This window comes from Pseudomonas sp. MIL19 (assembly GCF_028680365.1).
GTDB classification, from domain to species: domain Bacteria; phylum Pseudomonadota; class Gammaproteobacteria; order Pseudomonadales; family Pseudomonadaceae; genus Aquipseudomonas; species Aquipseudomonas spirodelae.
In genome coordinates this window covers 61,265-77,853 of sequence record NZ_JAPPVG010000001.1, presented here as the reverse complement: position 1 = coordinate 77,853, position 16,589 = coordinate 61,265, and the positions used below count along the sequence as shown (strand labels likewise).

Annotated in this window: 15 protein-coding genes and 1 tRNA gene; 15 read left to right on the top strand and 1 reads right to left on the bottom strand. The window is 56.6% G+C overall.

The window, feature by feature from the left end; all coding sequences use genetic code 11:
• The first annotated feature begins 3 nt into the window (after positions 1–3).
• The 6 genes from dnaJ (at position 4) to N1078_RS00335 (ending at position 7,507) form a co-directional block, all read left to right on the top strand.
• Positions 4–1,131 (top strand): molecular chaperone DnaJ, encoded by a 1,128-nt coding sequence (dnaJ, locus tag N1078_RS00360; protein ID WP_274086219.1) that lies wholly within the window; start codon positions 4–6, stop codon positions 1,129–1,131.
• Positions 1,132–1,196: 65 nt separating this feature from the next.
• Entirely contained in the window at positions 1,197–2,000 is an 804-nt protein-coding gene (gene dapB / locus N1078_RS00355) for a 4-hydroxy-tetrahydrodipicolinate reductase (protein ID WP_274086218.1), read from the top strand.
• A 209-nt stretch (positions 2,001–2,209) separates the two neighbouring features.
• Positions 2,210–3,358, top strand: a complete 1,149-nt coding sequence (gene carA / locus N1078_RS00350) for a glutamine-hydrolyzing carbamoyl-phosphate synthase small subunit (RefSeq protein ID WP_274086217.1) — start codon at positions 2,210–2,212, stop codon at positions 3,356–3,358.
• 36 nt (positions 3,359–3,394) lie between these two features.
• Positions 3,395–6,616: a carbamoyl-phosphate synthase large subunit gene (carB, locus tag N1078_RS00345; protein WP_274086216.1), complete on the top strand. Its 3,222-nt coding sequence runs from the start codon at positions 3,395–3,397 to the stop codon at positions 6,614–6,616.
• Positions 6,613–7,089: a transcription elongation factor GreA gene (gene greA / locus N1078_RS00340; protein ID WP_274086215.1), complete on the top strand. Its 477-nt coding sequence runs from the start codon at positions 6,613–6,615 to the stop codon at positions 7,087–7,089. The genes carB and greA overlap by 4 nt, the downstream gene beginning before the upstream one ends.
• Positions 7,061–7,507, top strand: coding sequence for a DUF4149 domain-containing protein (locus tag N1078_RS00335; RefSeq protein ID WP_274086214.1), 447 nt, complete (start codon positions 7,061–7,063; stop codon positions 7,505–7,507). The genes greA and N1078_RS00335 overlap by 29 nt, the downstream gene beginning before the upstream one ends.
• A gap of 65 nt (positions 7,508–7,572) precedes the next feature.
• Here the strand turns inward: N1078_RS00335 and N1078_RS00330 are convergent, their stop codons facing one another.
• A complete protein-coding gene (locus tag N1078_RS00330; protein ID WP_274086213.1) occupies positions 7,573–7,884 on the bottom strand; it encodes a YhbY family RNA-binding protein in 312 nt (103 codons plus the stop codon).
• 101 nt (positions 7,885–7,985) lie between these two features.
• Between N1078_RS00330 and rlmE the strand changes: the two genes are divergently transcribed.
• The 9 genes from rlmE (at position 7,986) to nusA (ending at position 16,562) form a co-directional block, all read left to right on the top strand.
• Entirely contained in the window at positions 7,986–8,627 is a 642-nt protein-coding gene (rlmE, locus tag N1078_RS00325; protein WP_274086212.1) for a 23S rRNA (uridine(2552)-2'-O)-methyltransferase RlmE, read from the top strand.
• 162 nt (positions 8,628–8,789) lie between these two features.
• A complete protein-coding gene (ftsH, locus tag N1078_RS00320; protein ID WP_274086211.1) occupies positions 8,790–10,706 on the top strand; it encodes an ATP-dependent zinc metalloprotease FtsH in 1,917 nt (638 codons plus the stop codon).
• Between the two features lie 8 nt (positions 10,707–10,714).
• On the top strand, positions 10,715–11,566 hold the full coding sequence (folP, locus tag N1078_RS00315; protein WP_274086210.1) for a dihydropteroate synthase: 852 nt from the start codon (positions 10,715–10,717) through the stop codon (positions 11,564–11,566).
• 18 nt (positions 11,567–11,584) lie between these two features.
• Entirely contained in the window at positions 11,585–12,922 is a 1,338-nt protein-coding gene (gene glmM / locus N1078_RS00310; protein ID WP_274086209.1) for a phosphoglucosamine mutase, read from the top strand.
• A gap of 65 nt (positions 12,923–12,987) precedes the next feature.
• Positions 12,988–13,743 carry a triose-phosphate isomerase gene (gene tpiA, locus N1078_RS00305; RefSeq protein ID WP_274086208.1) on the top strand — a complete coding sequence of 252 codons (756 nt, stop codon included), beginning with the start codon at positions 12,988–12,990 and terminating at the stop codon, positions 13,741–13,743.
• Positions 13,744–13,747: 4 nt separating this feature from the next.
• The gene (secG, locus tag N1078_RS00300; RefSeq protein ID WP_274086207.1) at positions 13,748–14,131 is read left to right on the top strand and encodes a preprotein translocase subunit SecG; all 384 of its coding nucleotides are present in this window, start codon (positions 13,748–13,750) and stop codon (positions 14,129–14,131) included.
• 32 nt (positions 14,132–14,163) lie between these two features.
• Positions 14,164–14,249: transfer RNA gene (locus tag N1078_RS00295), tRNA-Leu, on the top strand.
• Between the two features lie 301 nt (positions 14,250–14,550).
• Positions 14,551–15,012: a ribosome maturation factor RimP gene (rimP, locus tag N1078_RS00290; protein WP_274086206.1), complete on the top strand. Its 462-nt coding sequence runs from the start codon at positions 14,551–14,553 to the stop codon at positions 15,010–15,012.
• Between the two features lie 68 nt (positions 15,013–15,080).
• Positions 15,081–16,562 (top strand): transcription termination factor NusA, encoded by a 1,482-nt coding sequence (gene nusA / locus N1078_RS00285; protein WP_274086205.1) that lies wholly within the window; start codon positions 15,081–15,083, stop codon positions 16,560–16,562.
• Positions 16,563–16,589 lie beyond the last annotated feature (27 nt).

Genomic DNA, 16,589 nt, shown 5'->3' with positions numbered 1-16,589 from the left:
CTTATGGCTAAACGTGACTTTTACGAGGTGCTCGGTGTTGAGCGCGGTGCCAGCGAGGCGGAGCTGAAAAAAGCTTATCGTCGCCTGGCCATGAAGCATCACCCGGATCGCAATCCTGACGACAAGGCCTCGGAAGAGAAGTTTAAGGAAGCCAACGAGGCTTACGAAGTGCTCTCCGATGCCGCTAAACGCTCGGCGTACGATCAATACGGCCATGCCGGCGTTGATCCGCAGATGGGTGGCGGTGGCGGTCCAGGTGGTGCGAACTTCTCCGATATTTTCGGTGATGTGTTCAGTGACTTCTTCGGTGGCGGCGGTGGTCGTGGTGGCGGTCGCGGTGGCGCCCAGCGCGGCAGTGATCTGCGTTACACCCTGGAGCTGGACTTGGAAGAGGCGGTGCGTGGCACCACAGTAACCATTCGTGTGCCGACTCTGGTCAATTGCAAACCATGCGATGGCTCTGGGGCTAAGAAGGGCACTACGCCTGTGACCTGTACCACCTGTGGCGGTATTGGTCAGGTGCGCATGCAACAAGGCTTCTTCTCGGTGCAGCAGACCTGCCCGCGTTGCCACGGCCAGGGCAAGATGATCACCGATCCGTGCGGTTCATGCCACGGTCAGGGTCGAGTCGAAGAGCACAAGACGCTGTCGGTGAAGGTGCCGGCTGGTGTTGATACGGGCGACCGTATCCGTCTTACGGGTGAAGGTGAGGCGGGCGCCATGGGTGGCCCGGCGGGTGATCTGTACGTGGTGGTGAACGTGCGCGAGCACGCGATCTTCCAGCGTGACGGCAAGCACCTGTACTGCGAAGTGCCCATCAGCTTTGCGGATGCCGCCTTGGGTGGCGAGCTTGAAGTGCCAACCCTGGATGGTCGGGTCAAGCTGAAGATTCCGGAAGGCACGCAAACCGGCAAGATGTTCCGTCTGCGCGGTAAAGGTGTGGCGCCGGTGCGTGGCGGTGGTGCGGGAGACTTGATGTGCAAGGTGGCGGTCGAAACGCCAGTCAAGCTCGACAAGCGTCAGCGTGAGTTGCTTGATGAGTTCCGCAAAACCCTGGAAGGCGACAGTTCACATTCGCCCAAGGCCAATGGCTGGTTTGAAGGCGTGAAGCGCTTCTTCGGCGACCTGTAAAACACCCGTGGCAGGCGGCGGTCGTTAGTGATCGCCGTCTGTCGCGCGGCTAGGAGCAGATGGTTATGCAACGAATTGCTGTGATGGGCGCCGCTGGGCGCATGGGCAAAACCCTGATCGAGGCTGTGCAGCTGGCGGATGGCGCAAGCCTGAGTGCGGCAATTGATCGTGCCGACAGCAGCCTGGTTGGCGTGGATGTTGGTGAGTTAGTCGCGCAAGGCAAGATGGGTGTCAATCTCTCCGGTGATTTGCATGCGGTACTGGATCAGTTTGATGTGTTGATTGATTTCACCCACCCCTCGGTCACCCTGAAGAACCTGGAAGTCTGCCGTCAGGCTGGCAAGGCCATGATCATTGGCACCACCGGCTTTTCGCCGGAGGAAAAGCAATTGTTAGCGGATGCCGGCAAGCAGATCCCAATCGTGTTTGCCGCCAACTTCAGTGTCGGCGTCAACCTGTGCTTGAAGCTGCTGGATACCGCAGCGCGGGTGCTGGGCGATGATGTGGATATCGAGATCATCGAAGCCCATCACCGCCACAAGGTCGATGCGCCGTCTGGCACCGCCTTGCGTATGGGTGAGGTAGTGGCCAATGCCCTGGGACGTGATCTGCAGAAAGTCGCTGTCTATGGCCGTGAAGGTCAGACTGGTGCGCGTGAGCGCGAAACCATCGGTTTTGCCACGGTGCGTGCGGGCGATGTGGTCGGCGATCACACCGTGCTGTTTGCGGCAGAGGGTGAGCGCGTAGAGATTACCCACAAGGCATCGAGTCGCATGACGTTTGCCAAAGGGGCGGTGCGTGCGGCGCTGTGGCTGCAAAATCGTCAGCCTGGGTTATACGACATGCAGGACGTGTTGGGCCTTAACTGAGACTGTTTGTCACAGGAATGGCTTTTGCCTGGGTATTACTCGCATCTGGCAGTGGACCCAAAAGGCGCATTCCTGTAAGCTTTCTGCTTTAGTGTGTCCACTAAAGTTGCGCAGAATGAATAAGATAAAAAAGCGGGGTGACGGTTCATACGTCATCCCGCTTTTTTACAATCTGCGTTTGCTTCACGATTTGATCTCTGGAGGTTTTCTTGAGTAAGCCAGCCCTTAAACCTGCCATTTTGGCTCTAGCTGATGGCAGTATTTTTCGCGGCGAGGCCATCGGTGCCGATGGCCAAACTATTGGAGAGGTGGTTTTTAACACCGCCATGACCGGCTATCAGGAAATCCTTACCGATCCTTCCTATGCCCAGCAGATTGTTACCCTGACCTATCCGCATATCGGCAACACCGGCACCACGCCGGAAGATGCCGAGTCCAATCGCGTATGGGCCGCCGGCCTGATTATTCGTGACCTGCCGCTGACCTCCAGCAACTGGCGTAACAAGCAGCCACTGGATGAGTACCTCAAGGAAAACGGCACCGTTGCCATCGCGGGTATTGATACCCGTCGCCTGACGCGCATTCTGCGTGAGAAGGGTTCGCAGAACGGCTGCATTCTGGCTGGCGATGACGCCACTGAAGAAAAAGCACTGGAGCTGGCGCGCAGCTTTCCGGGGCTCAAGGGCATGGACCTGGCCAAAGTTGTCAGCTGCACTGAGCGCTACGAGTGGTGCTCCAACGTGTGGAACCTGCAAAGCGACAGCCACCCAGAAGTGCCGGCCAGTGAGCTCAAGTATCACGTGGTGGCCTATGACTACGGCGTTAAGTGGAACATCCTGCGCATGCTGGTCGAGCGTGGTTGCCGCGTGACCGTAGTACCGGCGCAGACCCCTGCTGCTGAAGTACTGGCTTTGAATCCCGACGGCGTGTTCCTGTCCAACGGTCCTGGCGATCCTGAGCCTTGCGATTACGCCATTGCTGCGATCAAGCAGGTGCTGGAAACCGATATTCCGGTATTCGGTATCTGCCTCGGCCACCAATTGCTGGCCCTGGCCTCCGGTGCCAAGACCCTGAAAATGGGCCACGGTCACCACGGTGCCAACCACCCCGTGCAAGACCTCGACACCGGCGTGGTGATGATCACCAGCCAGAACCACGGTTTTGCTGTGGATGAAGACAGCTTGCCGAGCAATCTGCGCGCGATTCACAAATCGTTGTTCGACGGCTCCCTGCAAGGCATTGAGCGGACCGACAAGCAGGCGTTCAGCTTCCAGGGTCACCCAGAGGCCAGCCCTGGCCCGGCTGACGTTGCACCGTTATTTGATCGTTTTATCGAAACCATGGCCAAGCGCCGTTAAACCCGCCGACTGACCCCAGGATTCGAGAGAAAGAACATGCCAAAACGTACAGACATAAAAAGCATCCTGATCCTCGGCGCTGGCCCGATTGTTATCGGCCAGGCCTGCGAGTTCGATTACTCCGGTGCCCAGGCGTGTAAAGCGCTGAAAGAAGAGGGCTATCGCGTCATTCTGGTGAACTCGAACCCAGCCACCATCATGACCGACCCGGCCATGGCTGATGCCACCTACATCGAGCCGATCAAATGGTCCACCGTGGCCAAGATCATCGAGAAGGAGCGTCCGGACGCCCTGTTGCCAACCATGGGTGGCCAGACTGCGCTGAACTGCGCGCTGGACCTGGAAAAGCACGGTGTTCTGGAGAGGTTCGGCGTCGAGATGATCGGTGCCAACGCCGACACCATCGATAAGGCCGAAGACCGTTCGCGCTTTGACAAGGCGATGAAAGACATCGGCTTGGCCTGCCCGGTTTCCGGCATTGCGCACAACATGGAAGAGGCCTATGCGGTCCTTGAGAAGGTCGGCTTTCCGTGCATCATCCGTCCGTCCTTCACCATGGGCGGCACCGGTGGTGGCATCGCTTACAACCGTGAAGAGTTCGAAGAAATCTGCGCCCGCGGTATCGATCTGTCGCCGACCAGTGAGTTGCTGATCGACGAGTCGCTGATCGGCTGGAAGGAATACGAGATGGAGGTAGTCCGCGACAAGAAGGACAACTGCATCATCGTCTGCGCGATTGAAAACTTCGACCCGATGGGTGTGCACACTGGTGACTCGATCACTGTTGCTCCGGCGCAGACGCTGACCGACAAGGAATACCAGATTCTGCGTAACGCCTCGCTGGCGGTCCTGCGTGAGATCGGCGTAGAAACCGGTGGCTCCAACGTGCAGTTCGGCATCTGCCCGAACACTGGCCGTATGGTCGTCATCGAGATGAACCCGCGCGTGTCGCGTTCTTCGGCGCTGGCTTCCAAGGCCACCGGCTTCCCAATCGCCAAGATCGCCGCCAAGCTGGCTGTGGGTTACACCCTCGACGAGCTGAGCAACGACATCACCGGCGGTCGCACCCCGGCTTCGTTTGAGCCGGCCATCGACTATGTCGTGACCAAGATTCCACGTTTTGCCTTCGAGAAGTTCCCGAAAGCGGATGCCCGCCTGACTACTCAGATGAAGTCCGTCGGCGAAGTCATGGCGATTGGCCGCACCTTCCAGGAATCCCTGCAGAAAGCCTTGCGCGGCCTGGAAGTGGGCGTGGCCGGCTTTGATGAGAAGCTCGATCTGGCTGATCCGGAAGCCGAAAGCACCTTGCGCCGTGAGCTGACCGTGCCAAGTGCTGATCGTATTTGGTACATCGGCGACGCTTTCCGTGCGGGTAAAACCGTTGCAGAAGTCTTCGAACTGACCAATATCGATGAATGGTTCCTGGTGCAGATCGAAGACCTGATCAAGGACGAAGAGCGTATCAAGACCTTGGCGCTGTCCAGCATCGACCGTGATGCCATGTACAAGCTCAAGCGCAAAGGCTTCTCCGATATTCGCTTGGCCAAGTTGTTGGGTGTGACTGAGAAAACTCTGCGCAGTCAGCGTCAAAAACTCAAGGTGCTGCCGGTCTACAAGCGCGTCGACACCTGCGCCGCCGAGTTCGCCACCGACACCGCCTACATGTACTCGACCTATGAGGAAGAGTGCGAAGCGAATCCGTCGGGCCGTGACAAGATCATGATCCTCGGTGGCGGGCCGAACCGTATCGGCCAGGGCATCGAATTTGACTACTGCTGTGTGCATGCGGCGCTGGCGCTGCGTGAAGATGGTTATGAAACCATCATGGTCAACTGCAACCCTGAAACCGTATCGACCGACTACGACATCTCTGATCGTCTGTATTTCGAGCCGGTAACTCTGGAAGACGTGCTGGAAATCGTCCGTGTCGAGCAGCCGAAAGGTGTGATCGTGCAGTACGGTGGTCAGACTCCGCTGAAGATCTGCCGTGCCCTGCAAGAAGCCGGTGTGCCGATCATTGGTACTTCGCCTGATGCCATCGACCGCGCCGAAGACCGCGAGCGCTTCCAGCAGATGGTTCAGCGCCTTGGTCTGCGTCAGCCGGCCAACGCCACCGCACGCAGCGAAGATGAAGCGCTGGCAGCCTCGAAGGTTATCGGTTATCCGCTGGTGGTGCGTCCGTCCTATGTATTGGGCGGTCGTGCGATGGAGATCGTCTACCAGGAAGATGAGCTCAAGCGTTACATGCGCGAAGCGGTGAAGGTTTCCAACGACAGCCCGGTTCTGCTCGATCACTTCCTCAACTGCGCCATTGAAGTGGACGTGGATGCAGTATGCGACGGCGAAACTGTGGTGATTGGCGCGATCATGCAGCATATCGAGCAGGCGGGTGTGCACTCCGGCGACTCGGCGTGCTCGCTGCCGCCTTACTCGCTGCCGATGCATATCCAGGATGAGATCCGCGACCAGGTCAAGAAAATGGCCTTGGAGCTGGGTGTGGTGGGTTTGATGAACGTGCAGATGGCTGTGCAGGGCGAGGACATCTTCGTGATCGAAGTGAACCCGCGCGCCTCGCGTACCGTGCCGTTTGTCTCCAAGTGCGTCGGTGTTTCCCTGGCCAAGGTGGCTGCCCGTGTGATGGCGGGTAAGTCGCTGGCTGAAGCCGGTTACGCCAAGGAAATCATCCCGCCATACTTCAGCGTTAAAGAAGCGGTGTTCCCGTTCGCCAAGTTCCCGGGTGTTGACCCGATCCTCGGCCCGGAAATGAAGTCCACCGGTGAAGTTATGGGTGTCGGTGACACCTTCGGTGAGGCCTTCGCTAAGGCTCAGTTGGGCGCCAGTGAAATACTGCCAAACACCGGCTGTGCGTTTATCAGCGTGCGTGAAGACGATAAGCCGGAAGCTGTGCAGGTTGCGCGCGATCTGGTCGCGTTAGGCTTCGAAGTAGTGGCCACGGCCGGTACCGCCAAAGTGATCGAGGCCGCTGGTTTGCCAGTGCGTCGCGTCAACAAGGTGACCGAGGGCCGTCCACACGTGGTTGATATGATCAAGAATGACGAGGTCACCCTGATCATCAACACCACTGAGGGGCGTCAGTCCATCGCTGACTCCTACTCCATTCGTCGTAACGCTCTGCAGCATAAGATCTACTGCACCACCACTATTGCGGCGGGGCAGGCGATCTGTGAAGCGCTGAAGTTTGGTCCAGAAAAGACCGTGCGTCGGCTGCAGGAACTGCATGCAGGAATCAAGGCATGACTAAATACCCCATGACCGTCCAGGGCGCTCGCGCCCTGGAAGAAGAGCACGCGCACCTGACTAAGGTGCTGCGCCCCAAGCTGAGCCAGGAAATTGGTACGGCGCGTGAGCTGGGCGATCTTAAGGAAAACGCCGAATACCACGCTGCTCGTGAGCAGCAGGGTATGGTCGAGGCGCGTATCCGTGATATCGAAGGGCGCATGCAAAATGCGGTGATCATTGATGTCACCACGATCGAGCACACCGGCAAGGTGATTTTCGGTACAACGGTTGAGATCGCTAACTGCGAAACCGATGAAGCCGTGGTTTACCAGATCGTCGGTGAGGATGAAGCCGATATTAAGAAGCGCAAGATATCCGTTGGCTCACCTATCGCGCGCGCCTTGATCGGCAAGAGCGAAGGGGATGTGGTTGTGGTGCAAACACCGGGCGGCGCGATTGAGTATGAGATCGTCGAGGTTCGCCATCTCTAAGTCGGACTCGCGTGATGCGGGCTCGATCAGCTGGCTGCTGGCCCAGACGCTTTGGGTTGGCGGCCTCTGGCTGCTGCACTTTTTATTGCTGCCTGCGATTGCCAAGATTGGTCTAGCGTCATTGCTGGTCGAGGAGATCAGTGATGCGCTGCGGCCACTGCTGGTCGGTTTGGCGGCTGTCTGCGCCGGGTTACAGGTGGTGGTGTTGGTTCGCGCAGAGTCGCTGACAAGCCTGTGGCGCGATACGCGCGGGCAGTTGTTGTTAGTGGTTGTGGTGATGGCGGGAAGTTATTTCGCGGTGCCTAGGCTGCTGGCGGGAACTGAGCTGTGGTTGATGTTCAGCTACTTGGTTATGGCCTTTTGTGGCCTGCTGCTGGTGTTGCAGCCGCTACCGCAGCGGTATGTGCGCAAGCCTTAAGTCTTGGCTTTGCTTGTGATGGGTGATTGCAAAGGCGCTAAGCGCGCCTTGCAGTCACTGATCAATCAGCCGTGATGGCGATGAACGTTAGACAGGTTTTTGTTCACTTTCGGGTTTTTACGGTAAATCAGCGCCATTTTGCCAATCACCTGAACCAAGTCGGCTTTGCCGGCCTTGCACAGCTCGTTAATGGCTGCCAGGCGGCTTTCGCGCTCAGTGATGCGCAGTTGTACTTTAATAAGCTCATGGTCGCTCAGCGCGCGCTCCAGTTCAGCCTGTACACCTTCGGTCAAACCATTGTCAGCCACAATCAATACAGGCTTTAAATGGTGGCCGATAGTTTTGAATTGTTTCTTCTGCTCTTGAGTGAGCGGCATAATCTAATTCCTGCATTTAATCTGGTAAAAACGGTAACTAGTTTACCCGAGCGCCTTCGAGGCCGCCCAGATATTCATGCGTTACACATCCGAGGTATTGCGTGGCCCGTACCAAGAGCAGTCAAGGTTGGCTGAGAGAACATTTCAACGACCCTTACGTCAAAATGGCACAGAAGGATGGCTATCGTTCGCGCGCCAGCTACAAATTGCTGGAGATCCAAGAGAAGGATCGCATCCTTCGACCTGGTATCACTGTCGTCGATCTGGGTTCGGCGCCCGGTGGCTGGTCACAAGTCACCAGTCGGGTGATCGGCGACAAAGGCACGCTGATCGCCTCCGATATTCTTGAGATGGACAGTATCCCGGATGTCACTTTCATTCAGGGTGACTTTACTGAGGATGCAGTGTTCGATCAGCTTCTTGAGGCGATTGGAGGGCGTCCGGTAGACCTTGTGATTTCCGATATGGCCCCCAATATGAGTGGGGTGAAAGAGTCAGATCAGCCGCGCGCGATGTACCTGTGCGAGCTGGCGTTGGATTTGTCCACTCGCGTGCTGCGCCCGGGCGGTGATTTTTTAATCAAGATATTCCAAGGCGAAGGCTTTGCGGAGTACCACAAGCAAGTACGCCAGTTGTTCGACAAGGTGCAGATGCGCAAGCCTTCTTCCTCGCGGGATCGCTCCCGTGAGCAGTACCTGCTGGCGCGTGGATATCGCGGTATCAAAACGCTGAGCGCTGATTGAACGGTTGCGTGGTTGTCGCAGTCTGATTAGTAAATAAAGGGTTACAGACGGCGTCTGCCAGGGGTGGGCGTTGTGTAGTAAGTTAGATCGGTACATAACTGGTCGTCATGCGAAGTGCGCTTCGACACGGGGCCTGCTTCAGAGGGTAGCTAATTGAACGACATGGCAAAGAATCTGGTCCTGTGGCTGATCATCGCCGCCGTCTTGGTGACGGTGATGAACAATTTTTCCAGCCCGACTGAGTCGAACAAACTCAACTATTCGCAGTTTATCCAGCAGGTTCAGGATGGCGGCGTTAAGCGAGTGACGGTCGATGGCTTCATCATCAGCGGTACCCGTACCGATGGTTCTTCGTTTGAGACCGTGCGTCCGGCGATTCAGGATAACGGCCTGATCAAGGACCTGATGGACAACAACGTTGAGATCGTTGGTAAGCAGCCTGAGCAGCAGAGCATCTGGACTCAGTTGCTGGTCGCCAGCTTCCCAATTCTGGTGATCATTGCGGTGTTCATGTTCTTCATGCGCCAGATGCAGGGTGGTGCTGGCGGCAAAGGTGGGCCGATGAGCTTCGGCAAAAGCAAGGCGCGTCTGCTCACCGAAGATCAGGTTAAAACCACCTTTGCTGACGTCGCTGGCTGCGATGAAGCGAAAGAAGAAGTCAGCGAGCTGGTCGAATTTCTACGCGATCCGGGCAAGTTCCAGCGCCTTGGTGGGCGTATCCCGCGTGGTGTGTTGATGGTTGGTTCGCCGGGTACCGGCAAAACCTTGCTGGCTAAGGCGGTTGCCGGTGAAGCCAAGGTGCCGTTCTTCACTATCTCGGGTTCGGACTTCGTGGAAATGTTCGTCGGTGTCGGTGCATCCCGTGTGCGCGATATGTTTGAGCAAGCCAAGAAGCATGCGCCCTGCATTATCTTTATCGACGAGATTGACGCCGTTGGTCGCCATCGTGGCGCCGGCATGGGTGGTGGTCACGATGAGCGTGAGCAAACGCTTAACCAGCTGCTGGTAGAGATGGACGGTTTTGAAGCGAACGACGGCATCATCGTGATCGCAGCGACTAACCGTCCTGACGTGCTTGACCCTGCTCTGCTGCGTCCGGGTCGTTTCGACCGTCAGGTTGTGGTTGGTTTGCCGGATATTCGTGGTCGCGAGCAGATTCTTAAAGTGCACATGCGCAAAGTACCGATGGGTGAAGACGTTGCGCCTGCGGTGATTGCGCGGGGTACGCCGGGTTTCTCCGGTGCCGACCTGGCTAACCTGGTCAACGAAGCATCGTTGTTTGCGGCGCGTTCCGGTAAGCGTGTCGTCGAGATGAAAGAGTTCGAGCTGGCTAAAGACAAGATCATGATGGGCGCCGAGCGCAAAACCATGGTCATGTCCGACAAGGAAAAGCTCAATACAGCCTTCCACGAAGCCGGTCACGCGATTGTTGGGCGCCTGGTGCCTGAGCATGACCCGGTTTACAAGGTTTCGATTATTCCGCGCGGTCGCGCCCTGGGTGTGACCATGTTCCTGCCTGAGGAAGATCGCTACAGCCTGAGCAAGCGTGCGCTGATCAGCCAGATTTGCTCGTTGTTTGGTGGTCGTATCGCCGAGGAAATGACCCTGGGCTTTGATGGTGTGACCACCGGGGCATCCAACGACATCATGCGTGCCACCCAATTGGCCAAGAATATGGTCACCAAGTGGGGGTTGTCGGAAAAGCTTGGCCCGCTGATGTATGCGGAAGAAGAGGGTGAGGTTTTCCTTGGGCGCAGCATGGGCAGCAACCAGAGCAACGTTTCTGCTGATACTGCTAAGCTGATTGATCAAGAAGTGCGTAGCATCATTGATGAGTGCTATGGCATTGCCAAGCGCCTGCTGGAAGAGAATCGCGACAAGCTGGATGCGATGGCTGAAGCGCTGATGAAGTACGAAACCATCGACGCCGAGCAGATTGAAGACATCATGAATGGTCTTGCTCCGCGTGAGCCCAAAGGCTGGCAGGGCGGTGATGATAATAACGGCACGCCCACTGCGCCTGTTGAGGTCTCAAAGCCTGTGGGCAAGCCAATCGGTGGTCCTGCCGCAGAAATCTAAGGTTCTCCATGTCTGTTGTTTCAACCTTTAACCGGCTGCCCTGTGGCAGCCGGTTTCTTGATTTAAGCAGCCCGCAAGTGATGGGCATCCTAAATGTCACCCCTGACTCTTTCTCTGATGGCGGTCGCTTTGCTCAGTGTGATGCAGCCTTGCGTCACGCTGAAGCGATGTGGCGGGCTGGTGCAACCCTGATTGATGTTGGTGGTGAGTCGACGCGCCCGGGTGCTCGTGCGGTTTCTCCAGTCGAAGAGTTGGAGCGGGTTGCGCCTATTGTCGAGGCAATTGCTCGCGAGTTGGATGTGATCATCTCGGTGGATACTTCGACGCCTGCGGTCATTCGTGAGACGGCGCGGTTAGGTGCCGGCTTGATCAATGACGTGCGTTCATTGCAGTGCGATGGTGCTCTGGATGCGGCTGCTGATAGCGGTTTGCCGGTGTGCTTGATGCATATGCGCGGTGAGCCAACCACGATGCAGCACAACCCTCAGTACCCTGACGTGGTGGCTGAGGTCCGCGAATTCCTGCTTGAGCGACTGGCGGCCTGTGCGGCGGTGGGAATTACTGCTGAGCGCATCGTTCTTGATCCAGGCTTTGGTTTTGCAAAAAGCCTTGAGCACAATCTTTCATTATTCAAGCATCTGCAGGTGTTGCATGAGTTGGGTCGGCCCTTGTTGGTTGGCGTGTCGCGCAAGAGCATGATTGGCAAGGTTTTAGGGTATGAGGTCGGTGAGCGCTTATATGGCAGCCTGGCCTTGGCTGCGCTTGCGCTGAGCAAGGGTGCACACATCCTGCGGGTACATGATGTAGCTGAAACAGTTGATGTGGTGCGGATGATCGCCGCGGTTCAAGCTGCAGAATAAGTTAAAAGGAATGCTGGTATGGGCAGAAAATATTTTGGTACTGACGGTATTCGTGGGCGTGTTGGCGATTTTCCAATTACCCCGGAATTCATGCTCAAGCTCGGTTGGGCGGCTGGGATGGCGTTTCGTAAGCACGGCAAGTGCCGCATCCTGATCGGTAAGGACACGCGCATTTCTGGGTATATGTTTGAGTCTGCATTGGAAGCGGGTCTTTCCGCTGCAGGGGCGGATGTGATGTTGTTGGGGCCGATGCCGACGCCAGCAATCGCGTATTTGACGCGTACCTTTCAAGCTGAGGCAGGCATTGTGATCAGTGCTTCGCATAATCCGCATTACGACAATGGCATCAAATTCTTTTCCGGGCAGGGCACCAAGCTGCCGGATGAGATTGAGCTGATGATCGAAGAGTTGCTCGATGCACCGATGACGGTGGTGGAGTCCGAGCAGTTGGGTAAGGTGTCGCGAATCAATGATGCGGCCGGGCGCTATATCGAATTTTGTAAGAGCAGTGTGCCTACCAGTACAAGCTTTGCCGGTCTGAAGATAGTCGTCGACTGTGCTCATGGGGCTGCCTATAAAGTGGCGCCCAGCGTATTTCGCGAGCTAGGTGCGCAGGTGACGGTGTTGTCGGCGCAGCCCAATGGTTTAAATATCAACGATGCGTGCGGCTCCACGCATATCGAGGCGTTACAAGCAGAAGTGCAGGCGCAGCATGCTGATCTGGGTATCGCCTTTGATGGTGACGCTGATCGGGTGTTGATGGTCGATCATTCGGGTGCTGTGGTTGATGGTGATGAGTTGTTGTTTATCATCGCTCGCGACCTACAGGAGCGCGGCAAGCTTCAGGGCGGCGTAGTTGGTACGCTGATGAGTAACCTGGGGCTGGAACTCGGTTTGGCTGACCAGGGCATTCCTTTTGTGCGGGCCAAGGTGGGTGACCGTTATGTGATTGCCGAGTTGCTGTCGCGTAACTGGCAATTGGGTGGCGAGAATTCGGGGCATCTGGTGTGTTTCCAGCACACCACTACAGGTGACGCGATTATTGCAGCCCTGCAGGTGCTTATGGCGCTGAAGCGTCGTGGGCAAACGCTGGGTGAGGCCCGGTTGGGTATGCGCAAGTGTCCTCAGGTGCTGGTGAATGTGCGCTTTGCCGGTGGTGTAGATCCGCTGGAGCACCCGGCAGTGCAGGAGGCGAGCGCGCAGGTCACCGAGAAAATGGCCGGCCGTGGCCGGGTGCTGTTGCGCAAATCGGGCACCGAACCTTTGGTGCGTGTGATGGTTGAAGGTGATGACGAAACCATGGTGCGCAGCTATGCCAATGAATTAGCTAAAGTTGTTGCGGATGTATGTGCTTGATTCGGCTTGCCAGCGGGGTGGCTGTTGGGTAACATCTGCGCCCTCTTTGACCGACGAGGTAAAGCATGCGTCGCCCAATGGTTGCTGGTAACTGGAAAATGCACGGTACCCGCGCCAGCGTTGCAGAGCTGATAAACGGTCTTACTGAGCAGGATTTGCCTGCTGGCGTAGATGTCGCGGTGTTTCCATCGTGTTTACATCTCACTCAGGTAGTTGATGGTCTCGCTGGAACGGCTGTAGCGGTTGGTGCGCAAGATTGCGCCGGCGAAGCCCTGCAGGGTGCTTTAACTGGTGAAGTGGCCGCAACTCAGTTGAGTGATGCGAGTTGCTCGCTGGTGTTGGTTGGTCACTCCGAGCGCAGGTTGTTGCTGGGTGAGTTGGATGAGCTTGTGACGCGCAAGTTTGCTGCGGCGCAGTCTTGTGGTCTTGTTCCGGTGTTGTGTGTCGGGGAGACGCTTGCGCAGCGCGAGGCTGGTCAGACACTTGATGTGGTGGTTGCGCAGTTGTCTGCGGTAACTGATGCGTTGGGTGTTGAGGTGTTTGCGAATGCGGTCATTGCCTATGAGCCTGTTTGGGCGATTGGTACTGGCTTAACCGCTTCGCCGGAGCAGGCTCAGCAGGTGCATGCGGCCATTCGTGCGCAGTTGGCGTCGAAAAGCCCTGGGTTGGCTGGCAAGGTAAGAATTCTTTATGGGGGCAGTGTTAAGGCCGCCAGTGCAGCCGAGTTATTCGGTATGCCGGATATCGATGGAGGGCTTGTGGGTGGAGCCTCTCTGAATGCGGATGAGTTCGGTGCGATTTGTCGCGCCGCAGGAAGCTGAGAAAATGCTGGAAACAGTTATCGTTGTTCTTCATCTGCTGGGTGCCATCGGTGTTGTTGTGCTGGTTTTGCTGCAGCAGGGTAAGGGTGCAGACGCGGGCGCCTCTTTTGGCGCGGGTGCTTCTTCTACTGTATTCGGCAGTCAAGGAAGTACTACCTTTCTGAGTCGAGTTACTGCTATACTTGCCACCGCTTTTTTCATGACTAGCTTGGGTTTAGCGTTCTTTGCTAAAGACAAAGCTGATGGCATGGCTCAGGTTGGTTTGCCTGATCCAGCAGTCTTGGAAGTACAGCAGGCTACTCCAGCTGCTGAAGATGTACCTGTTCTAGATGCAACTAAGCCGGCTACTAATGCGGCGGACGTACCTCAGGCTCCAGAGCAGCAGTAACACGTAAAAAGTTGTACGCAGTAAGTGATTTTGCCGAGGTGGTGGAATTGGTAGACACGCTACCTTGAGGTGGTAGTGGCCATAGGCTGTAGGGGTTCGAGTCCCCTTCTCGGTACCAATTTTCAAAAGGGCCCGCATGATGCGGGCCTTTTTGTTGCTGGAGTGTCGATTGACCCTGCTTGGGGTTAAGTCGTATAATCCGGCCCCAGCTTTGATGTGGGATTGAGCAGTAAGGTCTCTCCTCGGGTGTTGAATCCGATGATGGCTGGGTTAAACCAGCCCCCGCATTGAGTTGCAGAGGAGCCCCTTTAAAGGGGCTTTTTGCTAGCTGGGCGACAGCTTTGCCGGCCTTTAGAGGGCGGTTTGATGATGGGCGATTCGCCCATTTTTTATTTTTACAGCATGCGCGAGGGGTTCAGGTGTCGAGCAAGCTAGAACAGTTGCAAGCCTTGGTGGCCCCGGTAGTCGAGGCTCTAGGCTATCAATGTTGGGGTGTCGAGTTCCTGTCACAGGGGCGGCATTCTCTGCTGCGAATTTATATTGATAAGCAGCCTGACGGCGTACTGATCGAGGACTGTGAAATTGTCAGTCGGCAGATCAGCGGTGTGCTCGATGTCGAGGACCCGATCAGCGCCGAGTACACCCTTGAGGTGTCCTCGCCGGGCATGGATCGTCCGCTGTTCACTCTTGAACAGTTTGCCACTCATGCCGGCGAGCAAGTGAAGATCAAGCTGCGATCGCCTTTTGAAGGGCGACGCAACTTTCAGGGCCTTCTACGCGGTGTGGAAGAGCAGGACGTGGTAGTGCAGGTGGATGACCATGAATTCCTGTTGCCGATCGACATGATCGACAAGGCCAACATTATCCCCAGGTTTGACTGAGACGCGGATCCCGCGAGAGCTGCGCGGATTGCGCAGGATCCAATGGATTGCGAAAGGCGAGGCGTACGATGAGCAAAGAAGTACTGCTGGTTGTTGAGTCGGTTTCCAACGAAAAGGGCGTGCCGGCTAGCGTAATTTTTGAAGCGCTGGAGTTGGCTTTGGCCACGGCTACCAAGAAGCGTTTTGAAGATGAAGTCGAGTTGCGTGTGGCGATCAATCGTCAGACGGGCAACTACGAAACATTCCGCTGCTGGACGGTAGTGGAAGAAAGTGACTTTGATGATCCTGCACACCAGGTCACCACTGATATGCCGCGTGCTGTTGAAGCCAACGCTAAAGTGGGTGATGTGCTGGAAGAGAAGATCGAGTCCATCGAATTCGGTCGTATTGCCGCGCAAACCGCCAAGCAGGTGATTGTGCAGAAAGTCCGCGAAGCTGAGCGTGCTCAGGTGGTTGAGGCTTATCGCGAGCGTCTGGGAGAAATCATCTCCGGCACCGTGAAGAAAGTGACCCGTGACAGCGTGATCGTTGATCTGGGTAACAACGCAGAAGCCATGCTGGCGCGTGAAGACATTATTTCGCGCGAAACTTTCCGTGTCGGCGTGCGCCTGCGTGCGCTGCTCAAGGAAATTCGCACCGAGAACCGCGGCCCACAGCTGATTCTGTCGCGTACTGCGCCGGAAATGCTGATTGAGCTGTTCCGCATTGAAGTGCCGGAAATTGCCGAAGAGCTGATCGAAGTCATGGGTGCGTCCCGTGACCCGGGTTCGCGCGCTAAACTGGCCGTGCGTTCCAAAGATAAGCGTATCGACCCGCAGGGTGCATGTATCGGCATGCGTGGTTCGCGCGTACAAGCGGTCTCCGGTGAGTTGGCGGGTGAACGTGTGGATATCGTGCTGTGGGATGACAATCCTGCACAGTTCGTGATCAACGCCATGTCGCCGGCTGAAGTGGCCGCCATTATCGTTGACGAAGATGCCCATGCCATGGACATCGCCGTTGGCGCAGACAACCTTGCTCAGGCCATTGGTCGTGGCGGTCAGAACGTGCGGTTGGCCAGTCAGTTGACTGGCTGGACCTTGAACGTGATGACCGAGGCGGACATCCAAGCCAAGCAGCAAGCGGAAACAGGCGACATCCTGCAGCGCTTTATCGATGAGTTGGAAGTCGACGAAGAGCTGGCCCAGGTGTTGGTCGAAGAGGGCTTCACCAGCCTTGAAGAAATTGCCTACGTACCGATGGAAGAAATGCTCAGCATTGATGGCTTTGACGAGGATATCGTCAGCGAGCTCCGCGCCCGTGCCAAAGATCGCTTGCTGACTAAAGCCATCGCCAACGAGGAAAAGCTGGCAGATGCCCACCCAGCCGAAGACTTGCTCTCGCTAGAGGGGATGGATAAGGCGCTTGCGCATGAACTGGCAGTGCGCGGCGTTATTAACCGCGAAGACCTGGCCGAGCAGTCTATTGATGACCTGCTCGACATCGACGGTATCGACGCTGAGCGAGCCGGCAAGTTGATCATGGCCGCCCGAGCCCATTGGTTCGAGTAAGCAGTTGCGGCCTGAGGAGAGAAATGC